The sequence below is a fragment of the Psychrobacter phenylpyruvicus DSM 7000 = NBRC 102152 genome (assembly GCF_000685805.1).
GTDB classification, from domain to species: domain Bacteria; phylum Pseudomonadota; class Gammaproteobacteria; order Pseudomonadales; family Moraxellaceae; genus Psychrobacter; species Psychrobacter phenylpyruvicus.
The window spans coordinates 1-14,962 of sequence record NZ_JMKP01000048.1 but is presented as its reverse complement, the minus strand read 5'-3'; the positions used below and the strand labels follow the sequence as shown (position 1 = coordinate 14,962).

13 protein-coding genes and 1 pseudogene are annotated in these 14,962 nt (G+C 38.6%); 11 read left to right on the top strand and 3 right to left on the bottom strand.

What is annotated here, in order from left to right:
- From G561_RS0112450 to bioD (G561_RS15030), 5 genes are all read left to right on the top strand, one after another.
- A partial coding sequence (locus tag G561_RS0112450) for a transposase (protein WP_028859850.1) occupies positions 1-309 on the top strand: 309 nt, incomplete at its 5' end.
- A 337-nt stretch (positions 310-646) separates the two neighbouring features.
- The gene (gene bioA, locus G561_RS0112445) at positions 647-1,954 is read left to right on the top strand and encodes an adenosylmethionine--8-amino-7-oxononanoate transaminase (protein WP_028859849.1); all 1,308 of its coding nucleotides are present in this window, start codon (positions 647-649) and stop codon (positions 1,952-1,954) included.
- Positions 1,951-2,835, top strand: coding sequence for a dethiobiotin synthase (bioD, locus tag G561_RS15670; RefSeq protein ID WP_028859848.1), 885 nt, complete (start codon positions 1,951-1,953; stop codon positions 2,833-2,835). The genes bioA and bioD (G561_RS15670) overlap by 4 nt, the downstream gene beginning before the upstream one ends.
- Before the next feature lie 69 nt (positions 2,836-2,904).
- Positions 2,905-3,621 (top strand): hypothetical protein, encoded by a 717-nt coding sequence (locus G561_RS0112435; RefSeq protein WP_028859847.1) that lies wholly within the window; start codon positions 2,905-2,907, stop codon positions 3,619-3,621.
- Positions 3,622-3,682: 61 nt separating this feature from the next.
- On the top strand, positions 3,683-4,564 hold the full coding sequence (gene bioD / locus G561_RS15030) for a dethiobiotin synthase (RefSeq protein WP_051584555.1): 882 nt from the start codon (positions 3,683-3,685) through the stop codon (positions 4,562-4,564).
- A gap of 109 nt (positions 4,565-4,673) precedes the next feature.
- On the opposite strand, the gene G561_RS0112425 is transcribed toward bioD (G561_RS15030), so the two are convergent.
- The gene (locus G561_RS0112425; protein WP_037032454.1) at positions 4,674-6,086 is read right to left on the bottom strand and encodes an aminotransferase-like domain-containing protein; all 1,413 of its coding nucleotides are present in this window, start codon (positions 6,084-6,086) and stop codon (positions 4,674-4,676) included.
- Between the two features lie 335 nt (positions 6,087-6,421).
- Between G561_RS0112425 and G561_RS0112420 the strand changes: the two genes are divergently transcribed.
- Genes G561_RS0112420 through G561_RS0112410 form a run of 3 tightly spaced genes read left to right on the top strand, consistent with a single transcriptional unit; the run spans position 6,422 to position 9,155 of the window.
- Positions 6,422-7,312, top strand: a complete 891-nt coding sequence (locus G561_RS0112420; RefSeq protein ID WP_028859845.1) for an EamA family transporter — start codon at positions 6,422-6,424, stop codon at positions 7,310-7,312.
- Between the two features lie 23 nt (positions 7,313-7,335).
- Positions 7,336-8,199: a PhzF family phenazine biosynthesis protein gene (locus tag G561_RS0112415; RefSeq protein WP_028859844.1), complete on the top strand. Its 864-nt coding sequence runs from the start codon at positions 7,336-7,338 to the stop codon at positions 8,197-8,199.
- Positions 8,200-8,225: 26 nt separating this feature from the next.
- The gene (locus G561_RS0112410; protein ID WP_051584554.1) at positions 8,226-9,155 is read left to right on the top strand and encodes a DMT family transporter; all 930 of its coding nucleotides are present in this window, start codon (positions 8,226-8,228) and stop codon (positions 9,153-9,155) included.
- Positions 9,156-9,264: 109 nt separating this feature from the next.
- Here G561_RS0112410 and G561_RS14645 read toward each other — a convergent pair.
- Positions 9,265-9,489, bottom strand: a pseudogene (locus G561_RS14645) (glutathione-dependent disulfide-bond oxidoreductase); the annotation flags it as partial.
- A gap of 342 nt (positions 9,490-9,831) precedes the next feature.
- On the opposite strand from G561_RS14645, the gene G561_RS0112395 reads away from it, so the two are divergent.
- Positions 9,832-11,412: a Fic family protein gene (locus G561_RS0112395; RefSeq protein ID WP_051584553.1), complete on the top strand. Its 1,581-nt coding sequence runs from the start codon at positions 9,832-9,834 to the stop codon at positions 11,410-11,412.
- Positions 11,413-11,533: 121 nt separating this feature from the next.
- Here the strand turns inward: G561_RS0112395 and G561_RS0112390 are convergent, their stop codons facing one another.
- Positions 11,534-11,914, bottom strand: a complete 381-nt coding sequence (locus G561_RS0112390) for a MerR family transcriptional regulator (RefSeq protein WP_028859841.1) — start codon at positions 11,912-11,914, stop codon at positions 11,534-11,536.
- A 143-nt stretch (positions 11,915-12,057) separates the two neighbouring features.
- On the opposite strand from G561_RS0112390, the gene G561_RS0112385 reads away from it, so the two are divergent.
- Both G561_RS0112385 and G561_RS14640 read left to right on the top strand, forming a co-directional pair.
- Entirely contained in the window at positions 12,058-12,873 is an 816-nt protein-coding gene (locus tag G561_RS0112385; protein WP_028859840.1) for a sulfite exporter TauE/SafE family protein, read from the top strand.
- 671 nt (positions 12,874-13,544) lie between these two features.
- A partial coding sequence (locus G561_RS14640; protein ID WP_037032452.1) for an Ig-like domain-containing protein occupies positions 13,545-14,962 on the top strand: 1,418 nt, incomplete at its 3' end.

Genomic DNA, 14,962 nt, shown 5'->3' with positions numbered 1-14,962 from the left:
TATATCCGCCCTGAGTTAACACAGCACTTTGCATCAAAGGGTATTGATTTGCAAACACCGCTAAGACGCAATATGACAGATAATAGACCTAAGTCTGATGTTAATCGATTGATGCGTTATCGACGTAATATTGAGACTGTTATTGGTCAATTGTCTGACTGCTTTAATATACAGAAAGTACGTGCTAGAGATTTATGGCATTTGTCTCATCGTTTAACGCGTAAGATTCTGGCGCATAATTTCTGTTTTCTTTTAAATAAAAAACTTGGTAACCCGCCTCTTCAGTTTGAATTGCTAATAAAGTGTTGAGAGTGGGGTAACAGTTATTAATTTTTATAAGATCAAATAAGAGCTCAGTAGTTGATAGTAGCTATTTGTTTTAGATAACGTAGAATACTGATAGGTATTAGCCTAATAGACCTTATTTAACATAATATACATTATGCGAAAACAAACCAACCGGTTTTAGAAGATTTTGAATCTCTATTAATCTTCTATTTTAATCCGTCTATCGTTTGAACTTATCAACAACTAGTTGTAATTATAAATAATCAGCTTGGGTCCATATCGATTGTGATTAATGCTAACATATTTCGGCTGATTTCATTTCTCATAAATATTTTCTGATAACGATTTATCCAACACTATGCTAAATAATAATTCTAATCTACCAGCTGAAAACTTTGATGACTTTGATCACAATCATTTGTGGCATCCATACGCGAGTCTGCCGCCATCATATCCCAACTTAGTTATCGACAAAGCTGACGGCGTTTATCTGTATAGCAAGTCTGGTGATGCACTCATCGATGGCATGTCATCTTGGTGGGCAGCCACCCACGGCTACAATCATCCCAAATTAAATACCGCAGTTACAGCTCAGCTATCAAACATGGCCCATGTTATGTTTGGCGGTTTAACCCATCAGCCTGCTATAGATTTGGGCAAAAAACTGCTCTCTATAGCTCCCAAAGGTTTAGATGCTATCTTCTATGCTGATAGCGGCAGTATCGCTGTTGAAGTCGCCTTAAAAATGGCTCTACAGTACCAATTGTCACAAAACAAACCCTATCGCAATCAGATAGCAACTACCCGCTCAGGCTATTATGGCGATACTTGGCATGCCATGAGTATCTGTGATCCTGTGACTGGTATGCACAGTATTTATGGCAAACAGCTGCCGGTACAGTTATTTGTCGATAAGCCTGATGCTGGCTATGATACCCCGTTAACAGCAAGTACCAGAGATAATTTGTGTACATTTTTTGAACAAAATCAGCATAAAATGGCCGCTTTCATCATTGAGCCCATTGTACAAGGTGCTGGCGGTATGCGCTTTTATTCGCCGGAATACCTTAAATTAATACGTGAACTCTGTAATAAATATGACATATTAATGATTGCAGATGAAATAGCTACAGGTTTTGGTCGTACAGGCAAAATGTTTGCCTGCCAACATGCCGATATATCACCAGATATTATGACTTTAGGCAAAGCCTTAACTGGGGGTTATATGACATTTGCCGCCACGTTATGCCAACGCTATGTGGCTGATAGTATTGCTAATAGTGAGTATGCAGCACTAATGCATGGCCCTACTTTTATGGGCAATCCCCTAGCCTGCTCTGTGGCTCTAGCTTCACTAGAGCTTATTATTGACGGGGATTATGCCAAACGTGCCCGTCATATTGAGTCGCAATTAAAGTCGTATTTACAGCCGTTAAATGAATATAAACAGATAGCTGAAGTACGAGTCTTGGGTGCTATCGGGGTAATTGAGTTAAATGAAACCGTTGATATGCCACGTTTTCAGCAATTATTGATAAAACATAAAGTATGGATTAGACCCTTTGGCAAGCTGGTATATATGATGCCACCTATTATTATGGATGATGCTGAATTGGCGCTACTTTGTGAGCGATTTACCAAAGTTTTGGAGGAGTATTGGGCATGAGCGTATTTTTTATCAGTGGCATAGATACTGATATCGGCAAAACTTATGCTACCGCCGCTTTAGCCCAAGCTTTGTTACAACAAACACAGCAAGCCGGCTCTAATAATGCAACCAATAGCTACTCTATATCAGTAATTACCCAAAAACTGGTGCAGACAGGCTGTGAAGATATTGCCGAAGACATCATTACGCATAGAGCTATGATGGGCATAGATCTACAAGAGGTGGATTATCAAGGTCTCACCTGCCCTTATGTGTTCAAAAGACCCGCCTCACCGCATCTATCTTCAGCACTAGAGGGTCAATTAATTGAGCCAGAAGTGATTACCCAAGCCACAAAGCAGCTAAGCGATAGCTATGATATTGTGCTACTTGAGGGTGCTGGCGGACTGATGGTGCCACTCACTGAGTCTTTACTTACTATTGATTATATTGCTAGCCAAGGCTACCCAGTGATATTGGTGACTTCTGGACGTTTAGGCAGTATTAGCCACACTTTATTAAGCATTGAAGCACTTGCTAAGCGCCAGATACCTTTGCATGCTGTCATTTATAATCAGTGGCAGCCTGATAAGTATCTTGCCTCAGAATATGAGCCTGATAAGTATCTTGCCTCAGAATATGAGCCTGATAAGTATCTTGCCTCAGAATATGAGCCTGATAAGTATCTTGCCTCAGAATATGAGCCTGATAGTGATATTACTGATGATACCCAAACTTACTTACAGGCTTATCTAAAGCAACACCATTCACAAACTTATTGGGTAAACTTAGCGTATGTCTCAGACTCTGTAGAGGGTTGTCCAAGCGTATCACCGTCAATGGTTAAGTATGTTGCCAAATTAATCGCTGAGATAGCTGACACACAGGAGCTAAAATAGCATTTAGTCAACCTACTCTGAATTTACGTACACTCATATATTTGATACAAGTATTTAGGATAATGCACCATGACTCAGCTGCTAAAGCCTGATAGTTACTCCAGCTCCTTAAAAACCTCTCCCAAGCTGTTGGCTATATTGACTGCCTGCCTACTTGCCAGCTCTTGTGCTACGCCCTCCATGTCTGCAAATAGTTGTATTGATTCTACAGCCAAATCTGATGACAGCTCAAACTCCAACAATAACTCTGCTGCTACTACCCAAAACTTAGCTTCACAAAGCAAAGAAGCCCAAATCCTGCAGCAAGCTGAGCAGATTCAGAAATATTTAGCTAAGGACAACTATCAAGCGTTGACAGCGTACATTCATCCGACAAAGGGCGTACGCTTTAGCATGTATGCTTATGTGCATAAAGACAGCGATAAGGTGTTTAGCCGAGAGCAATTCACCACCTATTTACAGCAATCTCGAATTAAGTTTACTTGGGGTGCTAAAGACGGTAGCGGCGAATTGTACATTACTACCCTACCCGATTTCTTAAACAACTGGGTAGCTGCAGAACAATATGATATTGAGCATGCCACTTTTAATAAGTTTCAAGGCTCAGGTAATAGCTTAAACAATCTGAAAGAGGCTTATCCGGGCGCTGATTTTGTTGAATTTTATCATTCTGGCAAAAATCCTGAGTATCAAGGAATGGACTGGCGAGCCATGCGCTTAGTATTTGAAGAGTACCAGAGCAAATACTATTTGGTAGCCATCGTTAATGATCAATGGACCGTTTAAAACAGCATTACCACGTAAGCTACGCTAGTATCAAACGATAGAGAAATAAGCAGAAAAAATAATGAGTGTATTTTTTATAACTGGTGTCGATAGCCGAATCGGCAAAACTTATGCTACAGGCTATCTTGCCAAACAGCTATTAGAAAATGGGGTTAATGTCATTACCCAAAAGTTAATCGAGACAGGCTGTGACAGTAAGATAGCTGAAGACATCGTCACTCACAGACACATCATGCAAATACCACTGCAACACGTTGATCTTCAACAAGTTAGCTGCCCTTTTGTGTTTAAGGCAGCAGCTCCGCCATATATAGCCGCCTCATTGGAGAACATACCTTTATACCCAGCTCGGATAACTGTAGCCACTCAACAATTAAAACTAAAATATGAAATGGTATTGTTAGAGACGTCAGGTGGGATTATGACTCCTTTGACAGAGTCTTTGCTGACCATAGATTATATAGCAGCTCAAGGCCATCCAGTGGTACTGGTAACTTCTGCAACATTAGAGAGCATTAATCATACGCTACTTGCGCTACAAGCTATAGCTCAGCGAGGGTTGACTTTGCACGCTGTGATTTATAATCAATATCAGGATCCAGCGCAGTCAGTGGATACCGACGAGTTAACTCCAGATCAGGTATTGCAAGATGAGCAGCTGTATAAAGAGTCATTTGATACTCACCGTGTAAGAACCAATCTTTTACAAAACACGAGACTATACCTACAGCAGTACCTACAACAGCACCACCCCGACACTTTTTGGGTAGAGTTGCCCTACATTTCTTTTAGCAGTCAAAGTGTTCATTATCAAAAGTCTGAGGAGGATAACAAAGACGATAATAACAGTAACCCCTCTTACAATATAGAAAAATATGCTCAAGAGATTGCTGATAATATTTTGTATGCGGAGTCTTTATATAAAAAGATTGCTCAGAAATGATTGTTAGAGATGGATTAATAACAATTACCCTTAAACTTTATGAACACGAGATGAAATAGCTTCCTTGCTTCTTAGGTAACTGCTCTATCACCCTTGTTCATTATTTAATTTAGCTCACTACATCGGCTATATAATTGGCTAACCACCGCAAAAACTCATCACTTGTAGTCGCTACATTAAGTCTAAGGTGAGTAGAATAATCACCATTGGGGTTAAATAATGCTCCAGGGGCAACAAGCCAACCTTCATTGTGAGCCTTTAAGGCAAGCTTGGCAGTATCACAGCCCACATCAATCCAGACAAACATACCTTGCTGCGTATGTTCAGGATACTCAAGCTGTATAGCTGTTAATTTTTCACGCAGATTTTGATGGGCATTGTATAGGTGTTCCTGAAGTTTTTTGAGTTGACGGCGACTCTCTCCATGCGTCCATAACTTATGAATAACCCGCTCGCCAAACTCAGGCGTAGTCATATTACTAAGCGTTTTAATCCCAATTACGTCATCAATAAACTTATCTGGGCATACCAGCAGCCCTAATCTCCAGCCAGAAGCCATATATTTAGAAAATCCTGTAGCATAAAAAACACGTTCAAATTGATCTAGACTCGAGTATCTAAGCGCATTATCCTCCGGTAATAACGCTGCGTATAAATCATCTTCAAATATATAAGCATCATACTTATGGATAAGGTTTAATACTTGATGCACTCTAGCTGGATGCAGGTTGTAAGAGGTTGGATTGTGCAGCACACTATTAGTCAAATACATTTTTGGGCGATATCGCTCAAACAACTGAGCCATTTGTTCTATATCTGGTCCTTGATGGTCTCGCTTTACGCTGACCACTTGAAAGCCGTGCCGTTGCAAACTACTAGATAACCAAAACCATCCTGGCTCATCTACTATTACAGCATCTCCTTCATTTAATAATAAATTCGCTACCATCAGTACCGCCTGCGATATACCTGCAGTAGTAATAATATAGTCAGCCGTAGTCTGCATACCTAATGCACCCAAATACTGCACCAATTGTTGTCTCAGCGGTAGAAAACCCTGAATATCACCATAATCATAAATAAAGTCATCAGATTGATTGGCAACTTGTCTTATCGCCCATTCCATTTTGTCATTACGTATCCACTCTCTTGGTAGCACTCCAGAGCCTGGCGCTCTATCTAACGGGGTATCACTGAACATTTGGCGTACTAGCCATTTAGTATCTATCTCAGGGTTCTTATCAATTACTTTAACGTCATTATCAACTCTCGATTCTCCAACAGCTGGATTATTTACATAATAGCCAGAGCCTTGCTTTGCCGTAAGTACATTAGTAGCAACCAACTGCTCATATGCTTGAGATACGGTAAAGCTAGATATACCCAGAAGCTTAGCCAGCTGTCTGATAGAGGGTACCTTTTGATAGGGTTTATAAACTTGCCACTCAATGCGCTTAGTTATCCAATCAATGGTAGCTTCCGTCTTTGTCATATTTGGATTTAAGCGATAGGTATCGGTCATGGCACCGTCCATAGTCATTTTATATTTGTAATTTAATAGCAGAAACTTGAGATGAATTACAACCCGTAATTTAAATTAAAAATAAACGTTATTGTTAATTAGACTAACACTTATTTAACTGTATTAGATACTGTACAGCTACTGTATTGGAGATTTATTACAAAAATATTTTATTAATTATTTCAAAAACAAAACTGTATTGACTTATTTATCAATACACTTCGTTAATTGTTATTTAAATTGTGTAGGTACTGTATAGATTTTAGATTCTATAGTGGCTTAAGACTCTGAAAACTGAGGCTTTGACATAACTAAATTAAAAATCTGGATTCAAAATGAACCTAAAAGAAAAGCTTATTTTATTAACTATCGTCTTAGTCTGGGGCGCTAACTTTATGGTTATTCGTTGGGGACTTGAGGATATGCACCCCTTCACATTTATTTTTTTAAGGTTCTTATTTACCGCGATACCCTTAGTGTTCTTCTTAAAAAAACCTGATGTGTCTATCGGTTATGTCGTTATATATGGCTTTGCATTGGGTATTGGCGTGTGGGGCTTGGTCTTCTTAGCGGTCTATCAAGGCATGCCGTCTGGTATGTCATCCTTGATATTACAAACTAGCCCGTTTTTGACTATTTTAATTGCCCTTGCAGTTTTCAAAGAGGTTCTTGCTACTCAGCAAGCAGTTGGTGTCTTTGTCGCCTTTATAGGGTTGTTGATTATTTGCCTGTTTAAGTCAGATGGTTTTAGTATTACTAGCTTGCTCTTGGTGTTGTTGGCCTCAGTATTTATGACCTTGAGCCAGGCCATTATCAAACTCGCCAAGCCGAAAGATGTAGTGAGCTTTACGGTGTGGTCGAGTTTATTTATCCCTCTACCTGTTTTGGCATTAGCTTTGTTATATGCAAATATTACTGCTACTGACTTATCCGTATTGATGCAATGGCCAAGTTTAAAAGGCTGGATTGTGGTACTTTTTGAGGCCTTTATTATTACTATCGTCGGCTACTCAATTTTTAATAGGCTGATTACAAAACATGGTCTGGCTGTGGTGACGCCTTATACCCTTTTGATTCCTATATCGGGTTTGTTTTTTGGCTGGCTAGCATATGATGAGACGTTATCTGAAATTGAGGTAATGGGATCGCTGTTAATTTTGGCGGGGCTTACGCTGTTGACGTTAAAGTTTTCCAGAAGAACTAAAGCGGTCACTATTCAACTATAATTTTTATAAAAAACGAGTAAATTATGCAATTAGAGTTAACGATAATAGATGCCTTTACCGATACTGTTTTTAAGGGTAATTCGGCTGGCGTGATAATGCTTGAGGATTGGCTGGACGATACACTGATGCAATCTATTGCTATGCAGAATAATCTGTCTGAAACTGCATTTTTGGTGAAGCGTAAGGATGCCTTAACTGAAGCCAATGTACCAAATTATCATATTCGCTGGTTCTCGCCTCTTAAAGAAATGGATTTTTGTGGTCATGCGACTTTGGCATCCGCCTTTAATGTGTTTACAGAATATCCTACAGCGTCATGTGTTAACTTTTATGCCGATGCCGTAGGCAGTCTAGCTATCAAAAAGAGTGAAGACGGTAAAATTATGATGGATTTTCCGAATAATAATCCCGAATGTATTTACTCTAAAAATACCGCTAAAACCGTTTTGATTAGTGACGCCCTGCCCGATTCTCTCATTAATGGATTGCCTGTAGTGCCTAGTGAGGTGTATAAAAATTCGCAGGCTTATTTTGTTATTTATGAAAATGAAGAAGATGTTTTGAATATACAGCCAGATAAATCACTATTGGCGAAGCTTGCACCATTAGGGGTTTGTGTGACATGCATCGCGCAGTCTAAGCAATATAAACAGTATGACTTTATTTCTAGATACTTTTCACAAGCAATTCGTGGTAATGAAGATCCAGTGACAGGTTCTGTGCATACAGCACTTGCGCCATTATGGGCAGAGCGGTTAGGTAAAGATAAACTGATTGCGTATCAAGCATCTAGTCGTGGCGGTGAGCTGACCTGCGAAGTGCTTGGCAATAGAGTCCTTATCTCAGGTTATGCGGTACAGTATTTAAAGGGTGTTATTGAGGTCTGAATAAGCAAATTAAAAAGTGATAACGAATGATTAAAAATACAAGTATTCAAAGCGCTAACAAGTCCTTAGGTGCGGTGTTTGCACTGTCCGCTGCTGCCCTAAATGCTACCATTGGTATTATTAGTATCTTATTGATGAATACAGGATTAAAAAGTAACGATATTGCATTTTTTAAAACGCTCATAGCATTCTTACTACTGACTGTGCTGCTGAGTAAAACACCGATACGACAGCAACATAGAGATGTGGCAACGCTAGAGTTTAATAATCCTACTTTAAAAAGAGTCATGGTTGCTGTGGCGGTTTGTGCTTTTTTGGGTATCTTTACGTTGTTTGTATTTGAGACACAGGCTTATCAATACGGTAATCCTGCCAATGTGGTCGTTATATTAATGGCGACAGCAACCATATCGGCAACGTTATTTGGCGCCCTATTACTTAAAAATAAAATAACGATTAACACTATTGTAGGCGTACTCTTGGCAGTCGTTGGTATATTTGTGATTAGCTGGAGCAGTGAGGTTAATCTGCAATTGGTCATTTTTGCCTCATTGGCAGGCAGTGGTTATGGCGTGTTTTCAGTCTTAATGCAGCGCTTTGGCTTAAAAGGCGGTATTTACCTTACTAAATACTTACTGCTATTTGGTAGCCTATTTTTATTTATTCCGTTTATGGTGACGTTTGATTCTATTAGTATTGGTTATCAAGCTGTCTTAGGCTTGCTGGGTTTGGCCATCTTCCCTACCATCTTAGGTTTTTATTGTACAACGAGTGCATTAAAGCATTTACCTGCATCCAAAGTACAAGTTGTTGAATTGTCAGAACCTTTATTTGCAATGCTATTTGCGTGGGTTATTTTACATGAGGTCGCCACGATGCGCTTTTGGATTGGGGGTGCTTTGGTCATTTTTGGTATTTTAGCGATTAGTGATGTGTTTAGAAAGAAAGCTATTTAAAGTGCGTTTATATATAGTTGAGTCCAGATAGAAGAGGTACAAGGCACCCGTGCACAAGCGCTGCTCTAGTAGGCTAACCAAGGTTAACACTGTAACTCTTTAGTTTAGTTTAATGACCAAACCCACCGCCGACATAAGGCGCACTACCCACTTGCCACATAATCCAGCTTAAGCAGCTGGCACGTTTATTTGCATCATCGGTAGCAAGTGGAATAAATTTTTCAAACTTTTCGGCTAGGTACATCATGATAGCCCCAGACTCAAAAAGTTTAACGGGGTTGTTTTGATCAGAATAATCAACAACAGCTGGAATTTTTGAATTAGGATTTATATCTACAAAATCAGATCCAAATTAATCATTTTCCATAATATCTATTTTATAGACATCATATTGAGCGCCGTCCACACCTAGCTCAGCCAACTCATCTAACAACACATTGTGCAGTGATGTCAGTGCCATAGATAGACTAAACACTTTGTCTCACTCTCATCCAATTTATAAATAACTTAATATAAAAAGATTATATATCGTTAGTTTAGACTTTTGCGTGGGCTATATATAACCAAAATTATGCAAAAACATATAAATATAATCGATTTGTTGCAAATATAATCGATTTCATGCCATAGTCAGGGTTTATAATCGATTAAAACTAAACAATTGAGTTAATTACCCATGATTAATGACAACCAATACGCTACGGATTATTTTCATAATAAGCAAGATCCTATAGGTATTATGTGGCTAATTCAGCATACCAATATCTATCCAGTGTTGCCTATTTATAGCTCTAGCAGTATTGGTACACGTCGCCAAACAGATCGTCAAAATGGATTTGTACATCAAGTCTATCAAGAGTCCATGCGTCCTGATGACACCATCATTGCTCACCTGCAGTTCCATTTTCGTCATGAAATCACCCATTTTGAGTTTTTGTCACGTTTGTTTAATGATATAGATGCCAAGCTTATACAAGATTGGGTGGATAGCGAACCGACGGGTCAATATGCCCGTCGTTGTGCTTTTTTATATGAATTTTTGACAGATAAGACGTTAATAGCATCTGAAAATTTAGGTGGCAATTATATCGATGTATTAGATGACAAAAAGCTAGTAACAGCTTCCAAGCCATATATTGAAAAAAATAAAAAATGGCGAGTGAATAATAACATTGCAGGCACCAAAGCTTTTGCACCTATGTTGGTTATAACAGACGGATTTATGACCGCCTCAAGTTTAGACATAGCGTCCATGCTAGATCAGCTTAATGATGAATTTGGTGAAGACTTATTAATGCGCGCCTCTGTCTGGCTTACATTGGGAGAAAGCAAAGCAAGTTTTGCCATTGAAGGAGAAGCTAAGCAAATAAAGCGTATAGAGCGTTTTGCTGACTTTATGGCAAGATATGTGGGTCAAAGCGCTCAACCCTTTTCTAATAAAACTTTAGCTGATTATCAACAGCATTTGCTAGGTGACACTGTATTTACTCACTATGGTGTACGCCAATCGCCGGTATTTATTGGTGAAAGACGCCTCGATTATGATGAAATTGTACACTACATCGCCCCGCCCTACTCTCAATTGGAGGATAAGCTAAAAGGGCTGGCTGACTTTATGCATAAGACTAAAGGTCAGTCGCCTATTATGCGCAGTGCCGTCATTGCATTTAGTTTTGTCTATATTCACCCATTAGCAGATGGCAATGGACGTTTGCATCGCTTTTTATTCAACGACGTTCTAAGGCGAGACGGCGCCACTGAAGATCCACTTATTATTCCTATTTCAAAAGCTATTGCAGGTAATACACGAAGTCTAAAAGAATATAGCCAAATTCTAGAAGTTATCTCCAAGCCGTTAATGCAGTGTATGCAAGGTAATTATCACTTTAGTGATAAAGCAGATGCTTATGATGATGGTATTGTATCCAACCTAGTGGTCGACGAGTTACAGCAAGCAGAGCCGGTATGGCGGTTTTTGGATTTAACGCCACATGTTACCTATTTATCCAAGCTTATTGAGCATGTTATTACTCATGATATGAAAGCTGAATCAATCTATTTACTGCGCCATGATCAGGCTCGGGAAGCAATTAAAGAAATTATTGATATGCCTAATGATTATACTGATCGTATTATCCGTAGTTTTCAAAAGAATGAGGGTAAAGCCTCTAATAAGCTGATTAAAGAAATACCAAAACTAGCTGAAGGTGATTTATACCCTCGTATTATTGATGCGTTATCACAGATTTTGCTATAGCAGGTAGTTACTAAAATTAGGAAAACAACTAGATTTGAAAGTGATAATTTACGTAATTATATGCAAATGAAACCTAAACCAAGATGACTTTATATAGATAATATCTATCATAAACACTCAGCTATACCTCCGAAACGCCTTTTTTATTTAATAAGTGCTGAAAACTATCACAATCAAAGACATCCTGTTCTGGACACTGCACGATATGGCTTAACGTATCACACACCACTGTTAACTCTTCAACTCTACGATTCAACTCTTTAGTTTTTGCCAATAAAAACTGACGATCAACCTCATCCCTATCAGACATCTCTTTGATTTCTTGTAGCGTAAAGCAATTATCTTTCAGCAATATTATAAGCTTTAGCTTTACAACCACATTGTTATGGAACACCCTTCTCAACCCACTACGTCCCACTGATTGAATAAGACCAAATTTCTCATAGTATCTCAATGTGGCTGGGGTTAGCCCCGTTCTTCTTGCCACTTCTCCAATATCCATAGTATCAGCCTTATATATTAGATAATTTAAATAACACATTGACTTAAAGTTAACTTTAAGTTGTAGACTGTATTAAAGCAAGTGTTTTATTGCGTTTCTTATAGCACTTTAAAGTTTAGATCTGATTATTAGGGACAGAAGATATGGATATACAATTAATGATTTATGTGATGATGTATATATCGTTAGGGGCGCTGGTAGGGTTTTTATCAGGTCTATTGGGAGTTGGTGGAGGTGGTATTTTGGTGCCTTTACTGGTGTCAATTTTTACTTATCAAGGCATGGATAATACTCATATTATGCAGATGGCTTTGGGCACATCGCTGGCGTGTTCACTACCAACGACAGCGACAAGTGCGTATTCACATAATAAAAAAGGAGCGGTGCTGTGGCATATTGTTAAATTGGTCAGTCCTAGCATCGTAGTCGGCTCTATCATAGGTGTCATGATATCGACCAATATAGAGGGGAAATACCTTGCGTTATTTTTTGCCATTTTTATGATGATTGTGGCCATAAAAATGTTTTCAAACTGGCAACCTCCTTCAAGACAAACGCCTAATTTAGGACTGTCATCCGTAGTCGGTGGTCTCAGTATTGGGTTAGTTTCATCTCTTATATCAGTTGGCGGGGCATTCTTTTCGATACTGTTGTTAACTTACAACAATATTGATCTAAAAAAAGCCATTGGCACCTCATCCGCAATAGGCTTTGTAGCCGTAATACTGGCAACTCTTGGTTACTTATTCTCAACTCCTGAAAGCAGTGGTATACAACCTTATAGCTTAGGATATATCTATCTGCCGGCGTTATGTTTGGTAACCTTATCTAGCGTACTGATGGTGCCCATAGGCACTAATATTTCACACCGTCTACCAAGCAAAAAACTGAAACAAATATTAGGGGTAGTATGCGTATTACTGAGTCTTAAGTTATCGTATTCATTTTTTCTGAGTTAATAATTTAATACTAAGACCTATTATTTATTGACCGCTAGCGTATCAATTAAATCCAATAAGCCACTGCCTGTATGAGAACTTCCAGTATCTAATTAATAAAGCAACCTTTTCGTACTTTTCTCTATCTAGCACTCTGTCATCAAGATGTTTGGTATCAGGATTCCAATCAGTATCAATTAAAGCTCATATATAAAGCTTTACAAGTATCATGCTATCCCCTTCTCCACTAATGAAACTCTATTTTTAAACGAATTTTATTAATGCCTTAATAAAAACTATCGCTCCTAGTTTAATCCTATGTTTTTTTGCAATCACTACAGCCAATTTATACTACTGTCCATGATAAATGGGCATACCTCCTCTATCCTTTCTTAAAATATTTCATCCTTGTACTCTAAAAACATTGATTATCAATGCTAAACAAATACTTATATCTATTTAAACTATTGTTTTCTATAAAAGAAACCATGGTAACCAATTTTATTTTAATATTTTTAATAAATATATTTACTTACTCTAAATTTAGAACATATAATACTGTTTAAATGTACTAATTAATGAATTCAGTAAAAACATACTATTAGATTGCTTATTTCCAATAATAATTTATTAAGTATCTCGAGTAATAGAAGGTTGAGAGAGTTTTTATCTAACTTATCAAGGATGGAATAATGAAAAATATTACTATTGTTACCTATGACTCTTCAGAAAAAGTAAAGACAGAAAGCGTAAATTTAGATAGTCGTAATCATCCTAAAATACAAGCAACTCCTCAAGCTAACTATGAGCTAATTGATACTACAAATGGTTCAAAAGCACCCCAGCAAATAATTACTAAGCGCAGTGGAAATAATTTAGAGATTTTGTTCGATAAAGAAGCTTCAGAGACATTAACTATTGAAGGGTTTTATGATGCACCAAATAGTAATTTAATAGGTTTAGCAGAAGATGGTAGCTATTACAATTATGCGCCAGATACAGTCTCAGCTATAAATAGTACAGCCCAAGTTAATGCGATTGACCAATCATTAGTTAGCCAGTCGCTAAGTGGAAGCCCTTTAAATCAACCATGGTGGATTGCAAGCACTGCTACCTCCGGAGCAATCAATATAGCACCGTGGATGTTAGGCTCAGCATTTGGGTTAGGCATTGTGCACCTTGTAAGTAAAAACGATGATAAAGATAAAGAGTTAGACACCACAGTGAACAAACCCGTGGTCAGTATTGATGATATCACTGGTGACAATGTCTTAAACGATGCTGAACTGGCGCAATCAACCATTACCATCACCGGTAAACACTCTGGCTTAGATGCCGATGTTGATGCTAGTAAAACCAGCGTGACCTTAACTGTTAACGATAAAACAGTTATCGCTACGGTGATGGGCAATACCTTTAATGCTAACGTTGCCAGTAGTGACCTAAAAGCAGACAGCAAGGTTACGGCTACAGCAGTGGTTACGGATGATAATGACAATACTGCAACCAGTGATGCTGCGACCAAGGCTTACACCCTAAGCTTAGACACCACAGTGAACAAGCCTGTGGTAAGCATTGATGATATCACTGCTGATAATGTCTTAAACGATGCTGAACTGGCGCAATCAACCATTACCATCACCGGTAAACTCTCTGGCTTAGATGCTGATATCGATGCCAGTAAAACTAGCGTGACCTTAACTGTTAACGATAAAACAGTTATCGCTACGGTGATGGGCAATACCTTTAGTGCTAACGTTGCCAGTAGCGACCTAAAAGCAGACAGCAAGGTTACGGCTACAGCAGTGGTTACGGATGATAATGACAATACTGCAACCAGTGATGCTGCGACCAAGGCTTACACCCTAAGCTTAGACACCACAGTGAGCAAGCCTGTGGTCAGTATTGATGATGTCACTGGTGATAATGTCTTAAACGATGCTGAACTGGCGCAATCAACCATTACCATCACCGGTAAACTCTCTGGCTTAGATGCCGATATCGATGCCAGTAAAACTAGCGTCACCTTAACTGTTAACAATAAAACTGTCAAAGCTACAGTCACGGGTGATACTTTTAGTGCGGATGTTAATAGTAGTGATTTAAAAGC